The 15,742-nt window shown below is 72.2% G+C and carries 13 protein-coding genes; 9 read left to right on the top strand and 4 right to left on the bottom strand.

Annotated features, from left to right (window positions below; all coding sequences use genetic code 11):
• Positions 1–198: 198 nt before the first annotated feature.
• Positions 199–1,965 (bottom strand): transcription termination factor Rho, encoded by a 1,767-nt coding sequence (gene rho, locus H9645_RS09510; RefSeq protein ID WP_191729454.1) that lies wholly within the window; start codon positions 1,963–1,965, stop codon positions 199–201.
• Between the two features lie 284 nt (positions 1,966–2,249).
• A complete protein-coding gene (trxA, locus tag H9645_RS14215; RefSeq protein ID WP_318240526.1) occupies positions 2,250–2,576 on the bottom strand; it encodes a thioredoxin in 327 nt (108 codons plus the stop codon).
• A 222-nt stretch (positions 2,577–2,798) separates the two neighbouring features.
• Between trxA and rhlB the strand changes: the two genes are divergently transcribed.
• The 7 genes from rhlB to rpoH all read left to right on the top strand — a co-directional run bounded on the left by rhlB (position 2,799) and on the right by rpoH (position 9,650).
• Positions 2,799–4,613, top strand: a complete 1,815-nt coding sequence (rhlB, locus tag H9645_RS09500) for an ATP-dependent RNA helicase RhlB (RefSeq protein WP_191729452.1) — start codon at positions 2,799–2,801, stop codon at positions 4,611–4,613.
• A 168-nt stretch (positions 4,614–4,781) separates the two neighbouring features.
• Entirely contained in the window at positions 4,782–5,474 is a 693-nt protein-coding gene (gene ftsE, locus H9645_RS09495; RefSeq protein WP_191729451.1) for a cell division ATP-binding protein FtsE, read from the top strand.
• A complete protein-coding gene (ftsX, locus tag H9645_RS09490) occupies positions 5,467–6,414 on the top strand; it encodes a permease-like cell division protein FtsX (protein WP_191729450.1) in 948 nt (315 codons plus the stop codon). The genes ftsE and ftsX overlap by 8 nt, the downstream gene beginning before the upstream one ends.
• A 53-nt stretch (positions 6,415–6,467) precedes the next feature.
• Positions 6,468–7,265: a response regulator gene (locus H9645_RS09485; protein WP_191729473.1), complete on the top strand. Its 798-nt coding sequence runs from the start codon at positions 6,468–6,470 to the stop codon at positions 7,263–7,265.
• A gap of 23 nt (positions 7,266–7,288) precedes the next feature.
• Positions 7,289–7,975: a uracil-DNA glycosylase gene (gene ung, locus H9645_RS09480; protein WP_189496467.1), complete on the top strand. Its 687-nt coding sequence runs from the start codon at positions 7,289–7,291 to the stop codon at positions 7,973–7,975.
• Positions 7,972–8,670 carry a hypothetical protein gene (locus tag H9645_RS09475; RefSeq protein ID WP_191729448.1) on the top strand — a complete coding sequence of 233 codons (699 nt, stop codon included), beginning with the start codon at positions 7,972–7,974 and terminating at the stop codon, positions 8,668–8,670. The genes ung and H9645_RS09475 overlap by 4 nt, the downstream gene beginning before the upstream one ends.
• Positions 8,671–8,771: 101 nt before the next feature.
• Positions 8,772–9,650 carry an RNA polymerase sigma factor RpoH gene (gene rpoH / locus H9645_RS09470; protein ID WP_191729447.1) on the top strand — a complete coding sequence of 293 codons (879 nt, stop codon included), beginning with the start codon at positions 8,772–8,774 and terminating at the stop codon, positions 9,648–9,650.
• Between the two features lie 89 nt (positions 9,651–9,739).
• Here the strand turns inward: rpoH and zupT are convergent, their stop codons facing one another.
• Positions 9,740–10,549: a zinc transporter ZupT gene (gene zupT / locus H9645_RS09465; protein ID WP_191729446.1), complete on the bottom strand. Its 810-nt coding sequence runs from the start codon at positions 10,547–10,549 to the stop codon at positions 9,740–9,742.
• Positions 10,550–10,694: 145 nt separating this feature from the next.
• Here zupT and H9645_RS09460 point away from each other — a divergent pair, with 145 nt between their 5' ends.
• Positions 10,695–11,561, top strand: coding sequence for an NYN domain-containing protein (locus H9645_RS09460; RefSeq protein ID WP_191729445.1), 867 nt, complete (start codon positions 10,695–10,697; stop codon positions 11,559–11,561).
• A gap of 5 nt (positions 11,562–11,566) precedes the next feature.
• Here H9645_RS09460 and H9645_RS09455 read toward each other — a convergent pair whose 3' ends face one another.
• Positions 11,567–13,795, bottom strand: a complete 2,229-nt coding sequence (locus H9645_RS09455; protein ID WP_191729444.1) for a primosomal protein N' — start codon at positions 13,793–13,795, stop codon at positions 11,567–11,569.
• A gap of 441 nt (positions 13,796–14,236) precedes the next feature.
• Here H9645_RS09455 and H9645_RS09450 point away from each other — a divergent pair, with 441 nt between their 5' ends.
• Positions 14,237–15,730, top strand: a complete 1,494-nt coding sequence (locus H9645_RS09450) for a DUF3106 domain-containing protein (RefSeq protein ID WP_191729443.1) — start codon at positions 14,237–14,239, stop codon at positions 15,728–15,730.
• Positions 15,731–15,742 lie beyond the last annotated feature (12 nt).

Raw genomic sequence — 15,742 nt, 5'->3', positions numbered from 1 at the left:
TGCCCAGAGCCGGCCATGGATGGCCGGCGGCCGGAAGTGGAAGCAGGACAGCGCAGATTCCGGCTGGGCATCCCCCCTGCGTCCGCGCCGGGCCGCCGCAGCCCGAACAACACCAACGCGACCATCCCCCCCGATTGGGCGAAGAACCAATAAAAAGCCCCGCAGGTGCGGGGCTTTCCGTACGGCGACCCGGGCGGGTCAGCGCCGCATCGAGGCGAAGAACTCGTCGTTGGACTTCGTGGTTTTCATCTTGTCGAGCAGGAACTCCATCGCCGCCAGCTCGTCCATCGGATGCAGCAGCTTGCGCAGGATCCAGATCTTCTGCAGCAGCTCCGGCTCGATCAGCAGGTCCTCGCGGCGGGTGCCGGACTGGTTGACGTTGATCGCCGGGTAGACGCGCTTCTCGGTGATGCGGCGGTCCAGGTGCACTTCCGAGTTGCCGGTGCCCTTGAACTCCTCGTAGATCACCTTGTCCATCGCGCTGCCGGTGTCGACCAGCGCAGTGGCGATGATCGTCAGGCTGCCGCCTTCCTCCACGTTGCGCGCGGCGCCGAAGAAGCGCTTCGGCCGGTGCATCGCGTTGGCGTCGACGCCGCCGGTCAGCACCTTGCCCGAGCTCGGCACCACGTTGTTGTAGGCGCGGGCCAGGCGGGTGATCGAGTCGAGCAGGATCACCACGTCCTTCTTGTGCTCGACCAGGCGCTTGGCGCGCTCGATCACCATCTCGGCGACCTGCACGTGGCGCGCGGCCGGCTCGTCGAAGGTCGAGCTGATCACCTCGCCGCGCACGGTGCGCTGCATCTCGGTGACTTCCTCGGGCCGCTCGTCGATGAGCAGCACGATCAGGTGCACGTCGGGATGGTTGTAGGTAATCGCGCTGGCGATCTGCTGCATCATGATCGTCTTGCCGGCCTTGGGCGGCGACACGATCAGCGAGCGTTGGCCCTTGCCCTGCGGGGCCATCAGGTCGAGGATGCGGCCGGCGATGTCCTCGCTGGACCCGTCGCCGCGCTCGAGCTTGAACTTCTTGCGCGGGAACAGCGGCGTCAGGTTCTCGAACAGGACCTTGTTCTTCGAGGCTTCCAGCGGCTCGCCGTTGATGGTGTCGACCACGTTGAGCGCGAAGTAGCGCTCGCCGTCCTTGGGCCAGCGGATGCGGCCGGACAGGTGGTCGCCGGTGCGCAGGTTGAAGCGGCGGATCTGGCTGGGCGAGATGTAGGTGTCGTCCGGGCCGGCCAGGTAGCTGGCCTCGGCCGCGCGCAGGAAGCCGAAGCCGTCCGGCAGGATCTCGAGCACGCCGTCGGCGACGACGCCCTCGCCGTGGCGGGTCAGCACCTTGAGCAGGGCGAAGATCACGTCCTGCTTGCGGGCGCGGGCCACGCCTTCGTGGATGTTCAGCTGCTCGGCGATGTCGAGCAGCTTCTGCGCCGGCATCCGCTTCAGGTCCGACAGCGAGTACTGCGGGAAACCTTCGGGGATGTTCGGCGGCGGCAGGCGGTTGGCCTGGTCGTTGTTCTCGGTCGGCAGGCCGTCATCGCGGCCGCCGCGGTCGCGCTGGCGGTCGCGGCGGTTCTTGAAGCGCTCGCGGCGGTTGCCCTGGCCCTGCTGCTGGCCGTGCTGGTGCTGCTGGCCGCCCTGCTGGCGGTGGCCGTTGTCCTGGCCACCCTGCTGGCGGTCGCCGCCATCGTGCTGGTCGGCGTGGCCCGCCTGCTGCTGCGGCGATGCCGCAGGGGCGGCCGCGGCCGGTGCGTCGGCGGCCGGCGCCTTCGGGGCTTCGACCGGGAGCTCGGCCTGCACCGGCTTCGGGGCCGGCTTCGGCGCCGCGGCTTCGGCCGCCGGCGGTGCGGCCGTGGCCGCTTCGGACGAGGTGTCGGCAGCCTTGGGCGCGCGCGGCTTGCGCACGCGCTTCACGGCGGGTTCGCCGGAATCGGAAGGATTGCCGGAATCGGAAGGATGGTCTGACAAGTGCGGAACCTCGCTAGCTGCGAGCGCCCTGTGCGGGCGGCATGCGAATGGGCTGAAGGAGTGTTGCAGAAGGTGCGGCGCCGCAGACGCGCGCCGGGGTATCACTGAAAACTAGCACTCCCGGCGGGCCGCGGCAAGCATGGCGATCCTGCAGGACGTGGCGTGACGACGGCTGCATGGCCGGGGTGGCCGGGTCGGCGCCTCCTTGTGGAGCGCGCGGACCCGGACACGCCGCCGCGGCGGATGCACGGGAGACCGACTGGGTGCCGGCGTCCCGGACGGCCTCAGAGGGCCTTGTCGATCATCTGCGCCAGGACGGGCTTGCCGACGGCGCCGATCTGGGTGGCCTGGACCTGGCCGTCCTTGAACAGCAGCAGCATCGGGATCGAGCGCACGTGGTACTTCAGGGCGGTGGCGCGGTTCTGGTCGATGTCGATCTTCACCACCTTGGCGCGTCCGGCGTATTCGCCGGCCAGTTCGTCCAGGGCGGGGGCGATCATCCTGCACGGGCCGCACCAAGGCGCCCAGAAATCGACCAGCACCGGTTCGCTGGAGGCGAGGACGGTGGCGTCGAAATCGGCGTCGCTGGCGTTGATGACGGCTTGGCTCACGGGGGTCTCCTGCGTGGGGCGGCCGGCCCGGGCCCCGGCGGGCGGGGCGGTCGGCGGCCGCGGTAACTGGTAAACTTGGGCGATTCGCGGCCGTTTCAAGGGGCTGCCCCGTCGGAGGGGGTCAGTTTCGAAGGGGGGCTGGCCGCCGCGACATCCTCCACGGCAGTCTGCTTGGCTGCCGCCTTCCACGCAAGCGCGCCACGCCGCGCAGACTTCCGACGAATGACCGACAAACCACTTACCGACGTCACCTTCTCTTCCTTCGACCTCCATCCGCGCCTGCAGGCCGGCCTCGAGACCGCGGGCTTCACCCGGCTCACGCCGATCCAGGCGCTGACGCTTCCGGTCGCGCTCCCCGGCGGCGACGTCGCCGGCCAGGCCCAGACCGGCACCGGCAAGACCCTGGCCTTCCTGGTCGCAGTGATGAACCGCCTGCTGACCCGGCCCGCGCTGTCCGACCGCAAGCCCGAGGACCCGCGCGCGCTCATCCTGGCGCCCACCCGCGAGCTCGCCATCCAGATCCACAAGGATGCGATCAAGTTCGGCCCGGAACTCGGCCTGCGCTTCGCCCTGGTCTACGGCGGCGTCGACTACGACAAGCAGCGCCAGCTGCTGCAGGAAGGCGTCGACGTCATCATCGCCACGCCGGGCCGGCTGATCGACTACGTCAAGCAGCACAAGGTGGTGAGCCTGCACGCCTGCGAGATCTGCGTGCTGGACGAGGCCGATCGCATGTTCGACCTCGGCTTCATCAAGGACATCCGCTTCCTGCTGCGCCGCATGCCGGTGCGCACCGAACGCCAGACCCTGCTGTTCTCGGCCACGTTGAGCCACCGCGTGCTGGAGCTCGCCTACGAGCACATGAACGAGCCGCAGAAGATGGTGGTCGAGACCGAGACCATCACCGCCGCGCGCGTGCGCCAGAAGCTCTATTACCCGTCCGACGAAGAGAAGCTGCCGTTGCTACTGGGCCTGCTGTCCCGCGGCGAGGGCGCGCGCACCATGGTGTTCGTGAACACCAAGGTGTTCGTCGAGCGCGTGGCGCGCGCGCTGGAGCGCGCCGGCTACCGCGTCGGCGTGCTGTCGGGTGATGTCCCGCAGAAGAAGCGCGAGAGCCTGCTGAAGAAGTTCCAGGCCGGCCAGCTCGAGATCCTGGTCGCCACCGACGTCGCCGCCCGCGGGCTGCATATCGACGGCGTGAAGTACGTCTACAACTACGACCTGCCGTTCGATGCCGAGGACTACGTGCACCGCATCGGCCGCACGGCGCGCTTGGGCGAGGAGGGCGACGCGATCAGCTTCGCCTGCGAGCGCTACGCCATCGGCCTGCCCGACATCGAGGCCTACATCGAGCAGAAGATCCCGTCCGAGCCGGTGACGCCGGAACTCCTGACCGCGCTGCCGCGCAAGCCGCGCGAAGGCGTGGAGCTGGAGGCCGCCGAGGGCGAGAGCGTCAGCGAGATCTTCCGCGAGGCACGCGAGCAGCGCGCCGCCGACGAGGCCCGCCGTGGCGGTGGCCGCCGCGAGGGTGGCGGTGGCCGGTCGCACGGCCCGCGGGGCGAAGGCTCCGGCGAAGCCCGCCGCGAGCGCGGTCCGCGCAAGCCGCGTGCACCGAGGAGCGAGGGTGCGGACCGCGCCATCGTCGACGGCACGACTGTCGACGGCACGATTGCCGGTGCAGGCGCCTCTTCCGTGACCGTTGCCGGCAACACCACCGACGGTGCGGCTCTGTCCCCGGGCAGTGCGCCCGCGGCGTCCGGCGCCGAGGGCGAGCGTGCGCCGCGCAAGCGCCGCCGCCGCCGCGGCGGCCGTCGCGTCAACGGCGAAGGCCAGCCGGCGCAGGACGGCCAGCAGCCGCCCGCCGAAGCCGGCGGGCAGCCGCGTGCGCCCCGCCCCCCGCGTGAACCCCGTGCGCCGAAGCCGCAGCCTGCGGCCCAGCCGGCCGCGCCCGCGCAGGAGAAGTCGTCGTCGCTGCTCGGTCGCATCGGCCAGGGCCTGCGCAAGCTGGTCACCCGCGCGCCGCGTTCGCAGCACTGACCGGCACGGGCATGGCCACCGCCGCTGGAGCGGCGGAGGCCCATGCGTGAAGCGCCGTGGCGGCCATCGCAGTCCGCTGCTGTCCTCCCGGGCGCGGACCAGGCGCGCGTCTGGTTCGATCGTCCCTACCGGGCGATACTCACGCCTCTCCCTGACACGAGCCTTGCGATGCCGCCGGTCCTGCGCTTCGACAACGTCTGCAAGCAGTATCCGGGCGGGCACGTCGCGCTGCAGGACGTAAGCTTCAGCGTCGATGCCGGCGAGATGCTCTTCGTCACCGGCCATTCCGGGGCCGGCAAGAGCACGCTGCTGAGGCTGATCCACCTGTCCGAGCGCCCCAACCGCGGGGCGGTGCTGTTCGGCGAGCGCAACCTGCTCAAGGTCCGCGGCAGTCGCGTGGCGATGCACCGCCGCGAGGTCGGCGTGGTCTACCAGGACCACCGCCTGCTGGCCGACCGCAGCGTGCACGACAACGTGGCGCTGCCGCTGGTGCTGCGCGGCATGCGCCGCGGCGAGGCCGGGCGACGCGTGCGCCCGGTGCTCGAGCGGCTTGGCCTGGGCGCGCGCGGCAACGCCCTGCCGGGCGCGCTGTCGGCCGGCGAGCAGCAGCGCGTCGGCATCGCCCGCGCGGTCGTCGCCGAGCCGCGCCTGCTGGTGGCGGACGAGCCCACCGGCAACCTCGACCCCACGCTGGCCGCCGAGATCATGGCGCTGTTCGCCTCGCTGCCCGAACAGGGCACCAGCGTGCTCGTGGCCAGCCACGACCTCGGCCTGGTCAAGCGCATGCGCAAGCGCGTGCTGGTGCTCGACCATGGCCAGCTGGCCGACGACATCGCGCCGGAGGACCTGGCCGATGAATGAGCCCATCGCACGCGCCAGGCCGGCGTCGCGTTCCCGACCGGGTGCCTGGATCGACCACCACGCCTACAGCGTCGTGGCGAGCCTCGGCCGCCTGTTCCGCCGGCCGTGGTCGACCGTGCTCACCATCGGCGTGATGGCGGTGGCGCTGGCGCTGCCGCTGGGCCTGTGGCTGGTGCTGTCGAACGTCGAGCGCTTCGCCGGCGACGTGCAGGCGTCCCGCCAGCTCACCGTCTTCCTGCACCAGGCCACCGACGAGGCCCGCGTCGCCGGACTCGTGGACGAGCTGCGTGCGCGCGCCGACATCGGCGACGTCGAGCACCGCACGCCGGCGCAGGGCCTGGAGGAGCTGCGCGAGCGCAGCGGCCTCGACGAGGCCATCGATGCGCTGGGCGAGAACCCTCTGCCGCACGTGCTGGTGGTGACCCCGGCCGGCGACGAGGCCCTGTTGGCCGACTCGCTGCGCACCCTGCCCGAAGCGGAGCTGGTGCAGCACGACGCGGTCTGGCGCCAGCGCCTGGACGGCTGGCTGCGCTTCGGCGGCCGCGTGGCCTGGGTGCTGGCGGCGCTGCTGGGCCTGGGCGCGCTGCTGGTGGTCGGCAACACCGTGCGCCTGGACATCCAGTCTCGGCGCGAGGAGCTGGGCGTGCTGCAGCTGCTCGGCGCCAGCGACGGCTTCATCCGCCGCCCCTTCCTCTACCTCGGCGCCTGGTACGGGCTGGGCGCCGGCGCGCTCGCGCTGGCCCTGCTGACCGCCGCCGGGGCCGCGCTGCGGGCGCCGCTGGCCGAGCTGGCCGCGAGCTACGGCAGCAGCTTCGCGCTGCAGGGCTTCCCGCCGCGCCAGGCGCTGGCGGTGATCGCCGGCGCCACCGTGCTCGGCTGGCTCGGCGCCGGCGCGGTCACCGGGCACTTCCTGCGCCAGACGCGGCCCACGGAGACCTGAGCGTGTCCGGGTCGACCGACATCCGGCACCTCGAGGGCGCCGCGCCGCGCATCATGGTCGCCGACGGCTCGCGCCTGGTGCGCAAGCTGATCGTGGACGTGCTCAGGGCGCAGCTTCCGGGCGCCGACATCGTCGCCTGCTCCGGGCTGGCCGAAGCCCATGCCGCCCTGGCCGCCGCGCCCATCGACCTCGCCACCACGTCGCTGGTGCTGCCCGACGGCGACGGCCAGCAGCTGGCCCAGGCCGTGCGCGCGACCGCCGGCCAGCGCTACGTGCCGGTGATCGTGATCTCCGGGACCGCGCAGGAACATCTCGAAGGCCGCCACTTCAGCGACGACGTCACCGACTACTTCGACAAGTCGCACGGCCATCGCGCGCTGGCCGAGTTCATCCGCGGCTACGTGCAGCCGGCGCCGATCCCCGGTGCGCGCGTGCTCTACGTCGAGGACAGCCGCACCGTCGCGCTCGCCACCTCGCGCATGCTCAAGGCGCAGCAGATGGAGGTGATGCACGTGACCAGCGTGGAGGCGGCGCTGGATTTCCTGCGCGAACGCATCGCCGCCGGCGAAGGGCCGGGCGTCGACCTCGTGCTGACCGACGTCTACCTCAAGGGCGAACTCGACGGCGGCGACCTGGTGCAGGCCGTCCGCGGGGAATTCGGCTGGTCCAAGCGCCGCCTGCCGGTGCTGGTGATGACCGGCGACGCCAATCCCGCCAACCAGGCCGCGCTGCTGCGCAACGGCGCCAACGACCTGGTGCTCAAGCCGATCGAGGAGCGGCTGCTGGTGACCAAGGCGCTGTTCCAGCTGCGGCTGTCGCGCCTGGCGGAGCCCGGGGGCGCCGGCGCGTGAGCGGTGCGGCGGGCCGGGTCCGCATGGAGGCGTCCTGGAAGGCCAGGGTCGGGGACTGGTTCGAGCGCGAGGACATGCAGGCGCTGTCGGCCTTCCTGCGCGCGCGCCAGGCCGCAGGCGCGCGGATCTTCCCGCCCGGCCCGGACATCTTCGCCGCCTTCGATGCCACGCCGTTCGAGCAGGTGCGCGTCGTGGTCCTTGGCCAGGATCCCTACCACGGTGCGGGGCAGGCGCACGGGCTGAGCTTCTCGGTGCGCCCGGGCGTGCGCGTGCCGCCCTCGCTGGACAACATCTTCAAGGAGATCCAGCGCGACCTCGGCATCGCCCGCCCCGACCATGGCTGCCTGCTGCCCTGGGCGCGGCGCGGGGTGCTGTTGCTCAACGCGGTGCTGACCGTGGAGGAAGGCCGCGCCGGCTCGCACCAGGGCAAGGGCTGGGAGGGCTTCACCGACCACGTCGTCGAGGTGCTCAACCGCGAGCGCGAGGGCCTGGTCTTCATGCTCTGGGGCAGCTATGCCCAGGCCAAGGGCAAGGTGATCGACCCGCAGCGCCATCGCGTGCTGCGCAGCACCCATCCCTCGCCGCTGTCCGCGCACCGTGGTTTCCTGGGCTGCGGGCACTTCTCCGCCGCCAACGATTACCTGGCCCGCCGCGGAGGCGGCCCGGTCGACTGGTCGCTGCCGCCGCTGTCGGGGCTGGAGCCGCAGTGAGCCGGCCACCGCTTCTCATATCGCTCCACCTGCCGAAGACCGCGGGGACCAGCTTTTCCGACACGCTGCGCGCCGCCCATGGCGCCGGCTACCGCGACGACTACGCCGACCTGCCGATGCAGCACGGTGCCTGGACGCGTCGCCGGCACGCGCTGCGGGCGGGCCTGGCCTTGCGCGGGCGGCTGCCGGAGGCCACCTGCATCCACGGTCATTTCCTGGCGTTGAAGTACCGGGTCGCGCTGGGCGCGCGCCCTGCGCTGTGGATCACCTGGATGCGCGAGCCGGTGCAGCGCCTGGCCTCGCACTACGCGTTCTGGCTGCGCGACTACGACGGCCGCGATCCCGCCCAGCCGCTGCGCAACCGGATGCTGCGCGAGCGCTGGTCGTTCGAGCGCTTCGCGCTGGGCCCCGAGATGCGCAACGTCTACCGGCAGTACCTGTGGGGGGTGGATCCGGAGCGCTTCGACTTCATCGGCATCACCGAGCACTACGACGAGGACCTGGGCTGGCTGGCTCCGCGCATCGGCGGCGAGGCGGTCGCGTCGACCGCGCTGGTGAACGCGGAGCGCGGAGGCGAGGACTATCCGGTCGATCCGGGACTGCGGGCCCGGATCGAACGCCACCATGTCGGCGACCTTGCTCTGTATCGCTGGGCGCTCGAGCGGCGAGGACGTCGTGGGGCTGGTCTTCTGTAGAATTCTGGCGACTGGTTTTCCTTGCTTGTTTCATTAATGGAACATTACGGAACTTCCCGGCCTGCCCTCGGTCTCACGGGGCCACTGCTAGAATCATCGACATGACTGCAAGCACCCACACCTATCCCCTCGTCGCCAACAACCTCCCGGTGCCCAGCGCGATCGGTTCGCTGGATGCCTATATCGGTGCCGTGCACCAGATCCCCGTGCTCTCGGTGGAGGAGGAGCAGGCACTGGCCCGCCGCTTCCACGAGTCCGACGACCTGGGTGCGGCGCGAGAACTGGTGATGTCGCACCTGCGCTTCGTGGTCCACGTCGCCCGTGGCTACAACGGCTACGGCCTGCCCCTGGGCGACCTGATCCAGGAAGGCAACATCGGCCTGATGAAGGCGGTCAAGCGCTTCGACCCCGACGTCGGCGTGCGCCTGGTCTCGTTCGCGGTGCACTGGATCCGCGCCGAGATGCACGAGTACATCATCCGCAACTGGCGGATCGTCAAGGTCGCGACCACCAAGGCGCAGCGCAAGCTGTTCTTCAACCTGCGCAAGAGCAAGAAGCGCCTGGGCTGGCTCAACGCCGAGGAAGTGCGCGCGGTGGCCGCCGACCTCAATGTGTCCGAGCGCGAGGTGCTGGAGATGGAGTCGCGACTGTCCGGTCGCGACATCGGCTTCGACATGTCGGCCGACGATGACGACGAGCGCGCGCCGCCGGCGCCCGCCGCCTATCTCGTCTCGCGCGACGAAGATCCCTCGCAGGCCTACGAGCGCGAGGACAGCGCGTCCAGCCAGCTCGAACTGCTGCGCGAGGGACTGGCCAGCCTGGATGCGCGCTCGCGCGACATCGTCCAGCGCCGCTGGCTCGATCCCGACAGCAAGGTCACGCTGCAGGAGTTGGCCGACGAGTACGGCGTCTCGGCCGAGCGCATCCGCCAGGTCGAGGCCAATGCGCTGAAGAAGATGAAGGCGCTGTTCGCGGCCTGATCGCGCGCTGCGCGCGACGGCGGACGGCCCGGGAGACCGGGCCGTTCTTCTTTATTCCGGGAGCGGCCGCGCGCGGGCGTCAGCGCTGTTCACCACTTGAACAGCACCAGGCTGACGGCGAGCACGCCCATGCCGCTGACCAGCCCGTAGACGGTCTCGTGCCCGCGCGCGTAGCGCTTGGCCGCCGGCAGCAGTTCGTCCAGGGCCAGGAACACCATCACCCCCGCGATGATGCCGAAGACGCTGCCGAACACCGCGTCCGACATCCACGGCCGCAGCAGCGCATAGCCGATGATCGCGCCGAGCGGTTCGGCCAGGCCCGACAGCAGGCAGGCGCCGAAGGCATAGGCCTTGTTGTGGGTGGCGAAGTACACCGGCACCGCGATCGCGATGCCTTCGGGCACGTTGTGGATGGCGATGGCGAAGGCCAGCGGCATGCCGACGCCGGGGTTCTCGAGCGTGGCGAAGAACGTGGCCAGGCCCTCGGGGAAGTTGTGCACGGTGATCGCCAGGGCGGTCAGCAGGCCGACGCGCTTGATGTAGGCGGCGTTGTGCTCGCGGAAGAAGGGGTCGTCGACCTCCAGCCGCTCGTGCGGGTTGGGCACCAGGCGGTCGACCAGCATGATCAGGCCGACGCCGCACAGGAAGGCAAACGTGCCGAGGCTGAAGCCCATGCGGTCGCCATAGCCCTGGCTGAAGGAAGCGATCGACTTGTTGAGGATCTCCGACAGCGAGACGTAGACCATCGCGCCGCCGGCGAAGGCGAGGCCGAAGGCGAGCAGGCGCGCATTGGGCTGCTTCTGGGTGAACACCAGCAGGCCGCCGACGCCGGTGGCCAGGCCGGCCGCCGTGGTGACCAGCAGCGCGACGAGGACGTTGGTGCTGGCGATCTCGATCATGCGTTGCGGGCTGCCGGATATGGGAATGCGGAAGTGCTGGCCTGGGCACGTGCCGCGGTGGCCGGCCTGCCGTGCACAAGGTATCCGAACGCTGCGCTATTGTGCGCGCATCGCGCCGACGCGGCGCCCGGAAGGATCCAGCCGCATGGCCGACACCGAGAAGCGCATCGCCCTGCTGATCGACGCCGACAACGCCCCGGCGTCGAAGATCGAGGTGATCCTCGCCGAAATCGCGCGGCACGGCGTCGCCAACGTGCGCCGCGCCTATGGCAACTGGAAAAGCCAGCACCTGGTGGGCTGGGAGAAGTGCCTGCACACCTGGGCGATCCGGCCGATCCAGCAGTTCGCCTACACCAGCGGCAAGAACGCGTCCGACATGGCGATGGTGATCGACGCCATGGACCTGCTGTACGCGGGCAACCTCGATGGCTTCGCCATCGTCTCGTCCGACGCCGACTTCACCCCGCTGGTGATGCGCCTGCGCAACGACGGCGTGGCGGTCTATGGCTTCGGCCAGGAGAAGACGCCGCAGCCCTTTGTGCGCGCGTGTTCGACCTTCCTGTACCTCGAGAAGCTGGGCGAGCCGGACGGCGACGACGACAGCGCGCCGGCCGATGCGCCGTCGCCGGCGCAGCTGCAGCACGACGCCGACCTCGTGCGCCTGCTGCGCGGCGCGATCGACGCCACCCAGGGCGAGGACGGCTGGTCGAAGCTGGGCGCGGTCGGCAGCCACATCGGCAACCAGGGCTCGTTCGACTCGCGCAACCATGGCTACCGCAAGCTCAGCGACCTGATCGAGGCCATCGGCCTGTTCGAAGTGCGCCGGCAGGGGCAGGTGATCGAGGTGCGCAGCCGGCGCGGCCGCGGTCGCCGGCAGTCGCCGGACGCGAAGCCGAAGCCCGAGGCCGCCAGCCCGGCGACTGACGGCGGCAAGGTGGCGAAGACGGCGAAACCTGCCAGGCGCGCGTCCACGTCCCGGCCGTCCAGGTCGAAGCCGGTGGCCGGCGACTGAGTGAGTCAGTAGAGGTCCACCGGATCCACGTCCAGCGACCAGCGCACGCGCCTGGCTTCGGGCAGCGCGTGCAGGCCGGCGATGACGGCGCCAAGCACCGCATGCAGGCCCGGCCGGCCGGGCGATGACAGCACGAGCTGCGCGCGGTGCATGCCGGCGCGGCGCGGCATCGGCGCGGGGACCGGTCCCGACACCATCAGCGCGCGCGCCTGTGCCGCGGGCAGCCGGTCGCGGGCGGCCACGCAGGCCGCGGCCGCGGCCTGCAGGAAGGCCTCGGGCTGGCCGGCCTGCTGCGCTTCCGCACGCAGCATGGCCATGTGCGCGAACGGCGGGAAGCCGGCCGCCTCGCGCTGGCCGAGCTCGGCGTCGGCGAAGGCGCGGTAGCCGCCGCCGACCAGCACCTGCAGCAGCGGGTGCTCCGGGTGGTGGGTCTGCAGCAGCACCTCGCCCGGCCGCGCGGCGCGGCCGGCGCGGCCGGACACCTGGATCAGCAGCTGGGCCAGCTTCTCGCTGGCGCGGAAGTCGGCCGAGAACAGGCCCTCGTCGATGCCGACCACGCACACCAGCACCAGCTTGGGCAGGTCGTGGCCCTTGGCCAGCATCTGCGTGCCGACGAGGATGCCCGGGCCGTCGCCGAGCTTCGCCAGTTCGCGCGCGAGGCCGTCGCGGCGGCGCGTGCTGGCGCTGTCGATGCGCAGCACCGGCACGTCGCCGAAGCGCGCGGCCAGCAGCTCCTCGATGCGCTCGGTGCCCACGCCCTGCGGCTGCAGGGCGAGGCTGGCGCAGTCGGGGCAGGCCATCGGCACCGGCCGCCGCGAGCCGCAGTGGTGGCACTGCAGGCGGCGGCCGCCGGCGTGCACGGTCATCGGCACGGGATGTTCGGCGGTGCTGCAGCGCGGGCAGGCCGCGCTCCAGCCGCAGTCATGGCAGAGCAGCACCGGCGCATAGCCGCGGCGGTTCTTGAACACCAGCACCTGGCCGCCGCCGTCCAGCGCGGTGCGCACGGCCACGAGCAGTTCTTCCGACAGCCCCGCCTGCAGCGGCCGCTTGCGCACGTCGTGCACGCGCACGCGCGGCGGCTTGGCGTCGCCGGCACGGCTGCGCAGCTGCAGGTGGGCGTAGCGGCCGGCGCGCGCGTTGTGCAGCGTCTCCAGCGATGGCGTCGCGCTGCCCAGGACCACCGGGACGCCGAGCGCACGGGCCCGCACCAGGGCGACGTCGCGCGCGTGGTAGCGGATGCCGTCCTGCTGCTTGTAGCTGCCGTCGTGCTCCTCGTCGACCACGATCAGGCCGGGCCGCGGCAGCGGCGCGAACACCGCCGAGCGCGTGCCCACGATCACCTGCGCCTCGCCGCGCCAGGCCGCGGCCCAGCTGCGCGCGCGCTCGCCGTCGGACAGGCCCGAATGCAGCGCGTGCACCGGCACGCCCAGGCGCGCGCGGAAGCGCGCCAGCATCTGCGGCGTGAGGCCGATCTCCGGCACCAGCACCAGGGCCTGGAGGCCCTGCGCCAGGCAGCGCCCGGCGATCGCCTGCAGGTAGACCTCGGTCTTGCCGCTGCCGGTGACGCCCTCGAGCAGTACCGGGGCGAAGCCCTCGGCGGTGCGCAGCGCCTCGAGTGCCGCGGCCTGCTCGGCGTTGGGCGCATGGCCCATCAACGCCGGTGCCCCGCCGGCCTGCGCGGGGCCGTCGAGCACGACGCGCTGCGCAAGGCCGCGGGCCTCCAGGCTGCGCGCCGCCGGCCGCCAGCCCTCGACCAGGTCATCCAGCAGGTCCTCGGAGACGGCGGCACCGCGGATCGACTCGGCCAGGCGGCGGGGGCGGCCTCCCTGGCGCAGGCCGTCGACCGCGCCCTGGCCGGCAGCAGTCAGCACCCAGGCATGGACGGCCGTATCCGGCACGGGCTCGCCGCGGCGCAGCGCCGCGGGCAGGGCGGTGGACAGCACCTCGCCCAGCGGTGCGTGCAGGTAGCGGGCAAGCCACTGCGCGCTGGCCAGGAGCTCGCCGTGGAGCAGGGGCTCCGGGTCAAGCCAGGCCAGCGCCTCGCGCAGGGCGGGCGCCTCGCCGTCGGCCGGGCCGGTGGCGGCCACCACGCCGACCAGTTCCCGTGGCCCGAACGGCACCCGCACGCGTCGGCCGACGTCCCCGGGCACCGCCCCGACGCCCGCGGGCGCGCGGTAGTCGAACAGCCGCGGCAGGGGCAGCGGCAGGGCGATCTTCAGGACGGGAACGGGCATCGGGAGAGTCTAGCGAGTCGCCGTGGACCCACTTGCGTCGGTTGCAGCCCAAAGCTGCCTTGCAAACTACGATTCGTCTGCAAGTCACGGACCTGAAAGGATATTCAGCTTATCCACACGATCTGTGGATAAGTCTGTGCATGGCCGCGCCGGGACATGCCGCAAGGCCCGTGAAAGCGGCCCTTCCGCCGCTTTGGCTAAAAAATGACCAAACACCGTATTTCCAGTGTTTTCAAGGACTTGCTCGTGAAACATGAGTGAAGCATTGCTCCACGCCAGCGTGAACCGTGGATCCATGACATCCGCATGACCGCTGTGAACAACCTTCGCCGGCCGCGGATGGGCGCGGGAAGGCCATGGAACGCGAACTGTGCGTTCCGTCAAGCCCGGTGCGTGTGTCCGCGACCGCTATGATGGCGCCCTGCCTGTGCCCGCCCTTCCATGACGCCCCGACGCCCCGCCGACCCTTCCGACGCCCCGGCGTCCACCGCGCTTGGTGCCTTCCTCCGTGGGGTGGAGCGCCGCGGGCTGGTGTTCGCCTGGCTGCTCGCGGGCTCCCGCGGCACCGGTGCGGCGGCGCTGGACTGGGCGCTGGAGCGGTTCCGGCGCGAGGCCGGCCGGGTCGGCTTCGGTGACTGGCCGCGGCACTTCTGGGCGCTGCTGCTCGCCGCGCCGGCGCTGCGCCGGCCCCCGGCCGACCCGCGCTGGGCACCGGGCTTCGAATGGCTGGCGGGCATCGGCCATGGGCCGCGGGCGGCCCTGCTGCTGCGGCTGGTGGCGGGACTCGCCGAGTCGGACGCCGCCACCGTGCTCGGGATCGCGCGTCCGACCTATCGCCTGGGCCTGCAGCGCGCGCTGCCGCACCGCGCCGACGGCAGCGCCGACGTCGAGGCCTGGGAAGCGCTGGGCCGCGCCGCGCAGGAACTGGTCCGCGAGCTGCCGCCCGAACAGCCGGCCGCGGGGGCCGAGCCGGTGCGGCTGGACCGGGTCGAAGCGGCCCCGGCGACGACCGCGGCGCGCCGCCCCGCGGGCCGCGGCCTGCGCCTGGCGCTGGGGCTGGTCGTGCTGCTCACCGCGCTTGCGCTGGGCCTGACCTTCCTGCCGCTCGACCGCCTGCCCGCGGGCCTGGACGAGGCGCCTGGCCACATCCTGGCCGAGCCGCTGCCAGAGGCCGAAGCGCCGGCCGGCCGCTATGGCGACGACGATGCCCTGGCCCTGCATCCCGACCTGGCGCTGCTGCTGGACGCCGCCGATGCGGAGGCCGCGGCCGCTGATCCCGCCTTCCATGCCTGGCTGCTGGCCGAGGGCATGGCCGAAGACAGTGGCGACGCGACGGCGGGCGATGCCACGACGCCGGCGCCGCCAGTGCCCGTGCCGGCGGCCGCCAGCCGGGCGGATGCCGCCGCCGCCCGGCCGACCGACCAGCGCCTGGCCGATCTCGATGCGGCGGCCCGAAGCGACCTCGCCCGCCAGCGCGACCGCTGGGACGCGCTGTCCTACGCCGAACGCGGCGAGCGCCGCGAGCGCTGGCTCGCCTGGCGCGACCTCGCCGCGCCCGAACGCGCGGCGCTTCGCGGCGCGGCGGCGCGCTTCGACGCCCTGCCCGCGGACGAGCAGGCCGCGCTGCGGGCGAGATTCGACGCTCTGGACGCCAGCGTCCGCCATGGCTGGCTGCTCGGACCCGACCTGGGGAGCGACTACCCCCGCCTGCACGCGCTGGTCGCACAGGTGCCGGAGGATGCGCGCGCGGCGGTGCTCGATGCCCTGCGCGGCCTCGATCCCCAGGCCCGCGACGACCTCGCGGTGCTGGCCGCGCGCACGCCGCCGCAGGCGCGCGCCGGGCTGCGCGTGGAGCTGCTGGCCACGCCGGCCCCGCAGCGCGGTCGCTGGCTGCGGCGCCAGGTCGCCCCGCCGCCCGGCGCCAGCGGGCCCTGACCGCAGCCTCCC

Source organism: Luteimonas colneyensis (genome assembly GCF_014836665.1).
Classification (GTDB): domain Bacteria; phylum Pseudomonadota; class Gammaproteobacteria; order Xanthomonadales; family Xanthomonadaceae; genus Luteimonas; species Luteimonas colneyensis.
Note: the sequence above shows the minus strand (reverse complement) of the source record. Positions and strands in the feature narration are given on the sequence as shown.

Coding starts and splice junctions, on each gene's coding strand:
- H9645_RS09455 (WP_191729444.1), bottom strand. CDS start 13,795: ATGCCCGTTCCCGTCCTGAAGATCGCCCTGCCGCTGCCCCTGCCGCGG.
- zupT (WP_191729446.1), bottom strand. CDS start 10,549: ATGATCGAGATCGCCAGCACCAACGTCCTCGTCGCGCTGCTGGTCACC.
- H9645_RS09450 (WP_191729443.1), top strand. CDS start 14,237: ATGACGCCCCGACGCCCCGCCGACCCTTCCGACGCCCCGGCGTCCACC.
- rpoH (WP_191729447.1), top strand. CDS start 8,772: ATGACTGCAAGCACCCACACCTATCCCCTCGTCGCCAACAACCTCCCG.
- H9645_RS09485 (WP_191729473.1), top strand. CDS start 6,468: ATGGTCGCCGACGGCTCGCGCCTGGTGCGCAAGCTGATCGTGGACGTG.
- ftsX (WP_191729450.1), top strand. CDS start 5,467: ATGAATGAGCCCATCGCACGCGCCAGGCCGGCGTCGCGTTCCCGACCG.
- ung (WP_189496467.1), top strand. CDS start 7,289: ATGGAGGCGTCCTGGAAGGCCAGGGTCGGGGACTGGTTCGAGCGCGAG.
- H9645_RS09460 (WP_191729445.1), top strand. CDS start 10,695: ATGGCCGACACCGAGAAGCGCATCGCCCTGCTGATCGACGCCGACAAC.
- rhlB (WP_191729452.1), top strand. CDS start 2,799: ATGACCGACAAACCACTTACCGACGTCACCTTCTCTTCCTTCGACCTC.
- ftsE (WP_191729451.1), top strand. CDS start 4,782: ATGCCGCCGGTCCTGCGCTTCGACAACGTCTGCAAGCAGTATCCGGGC.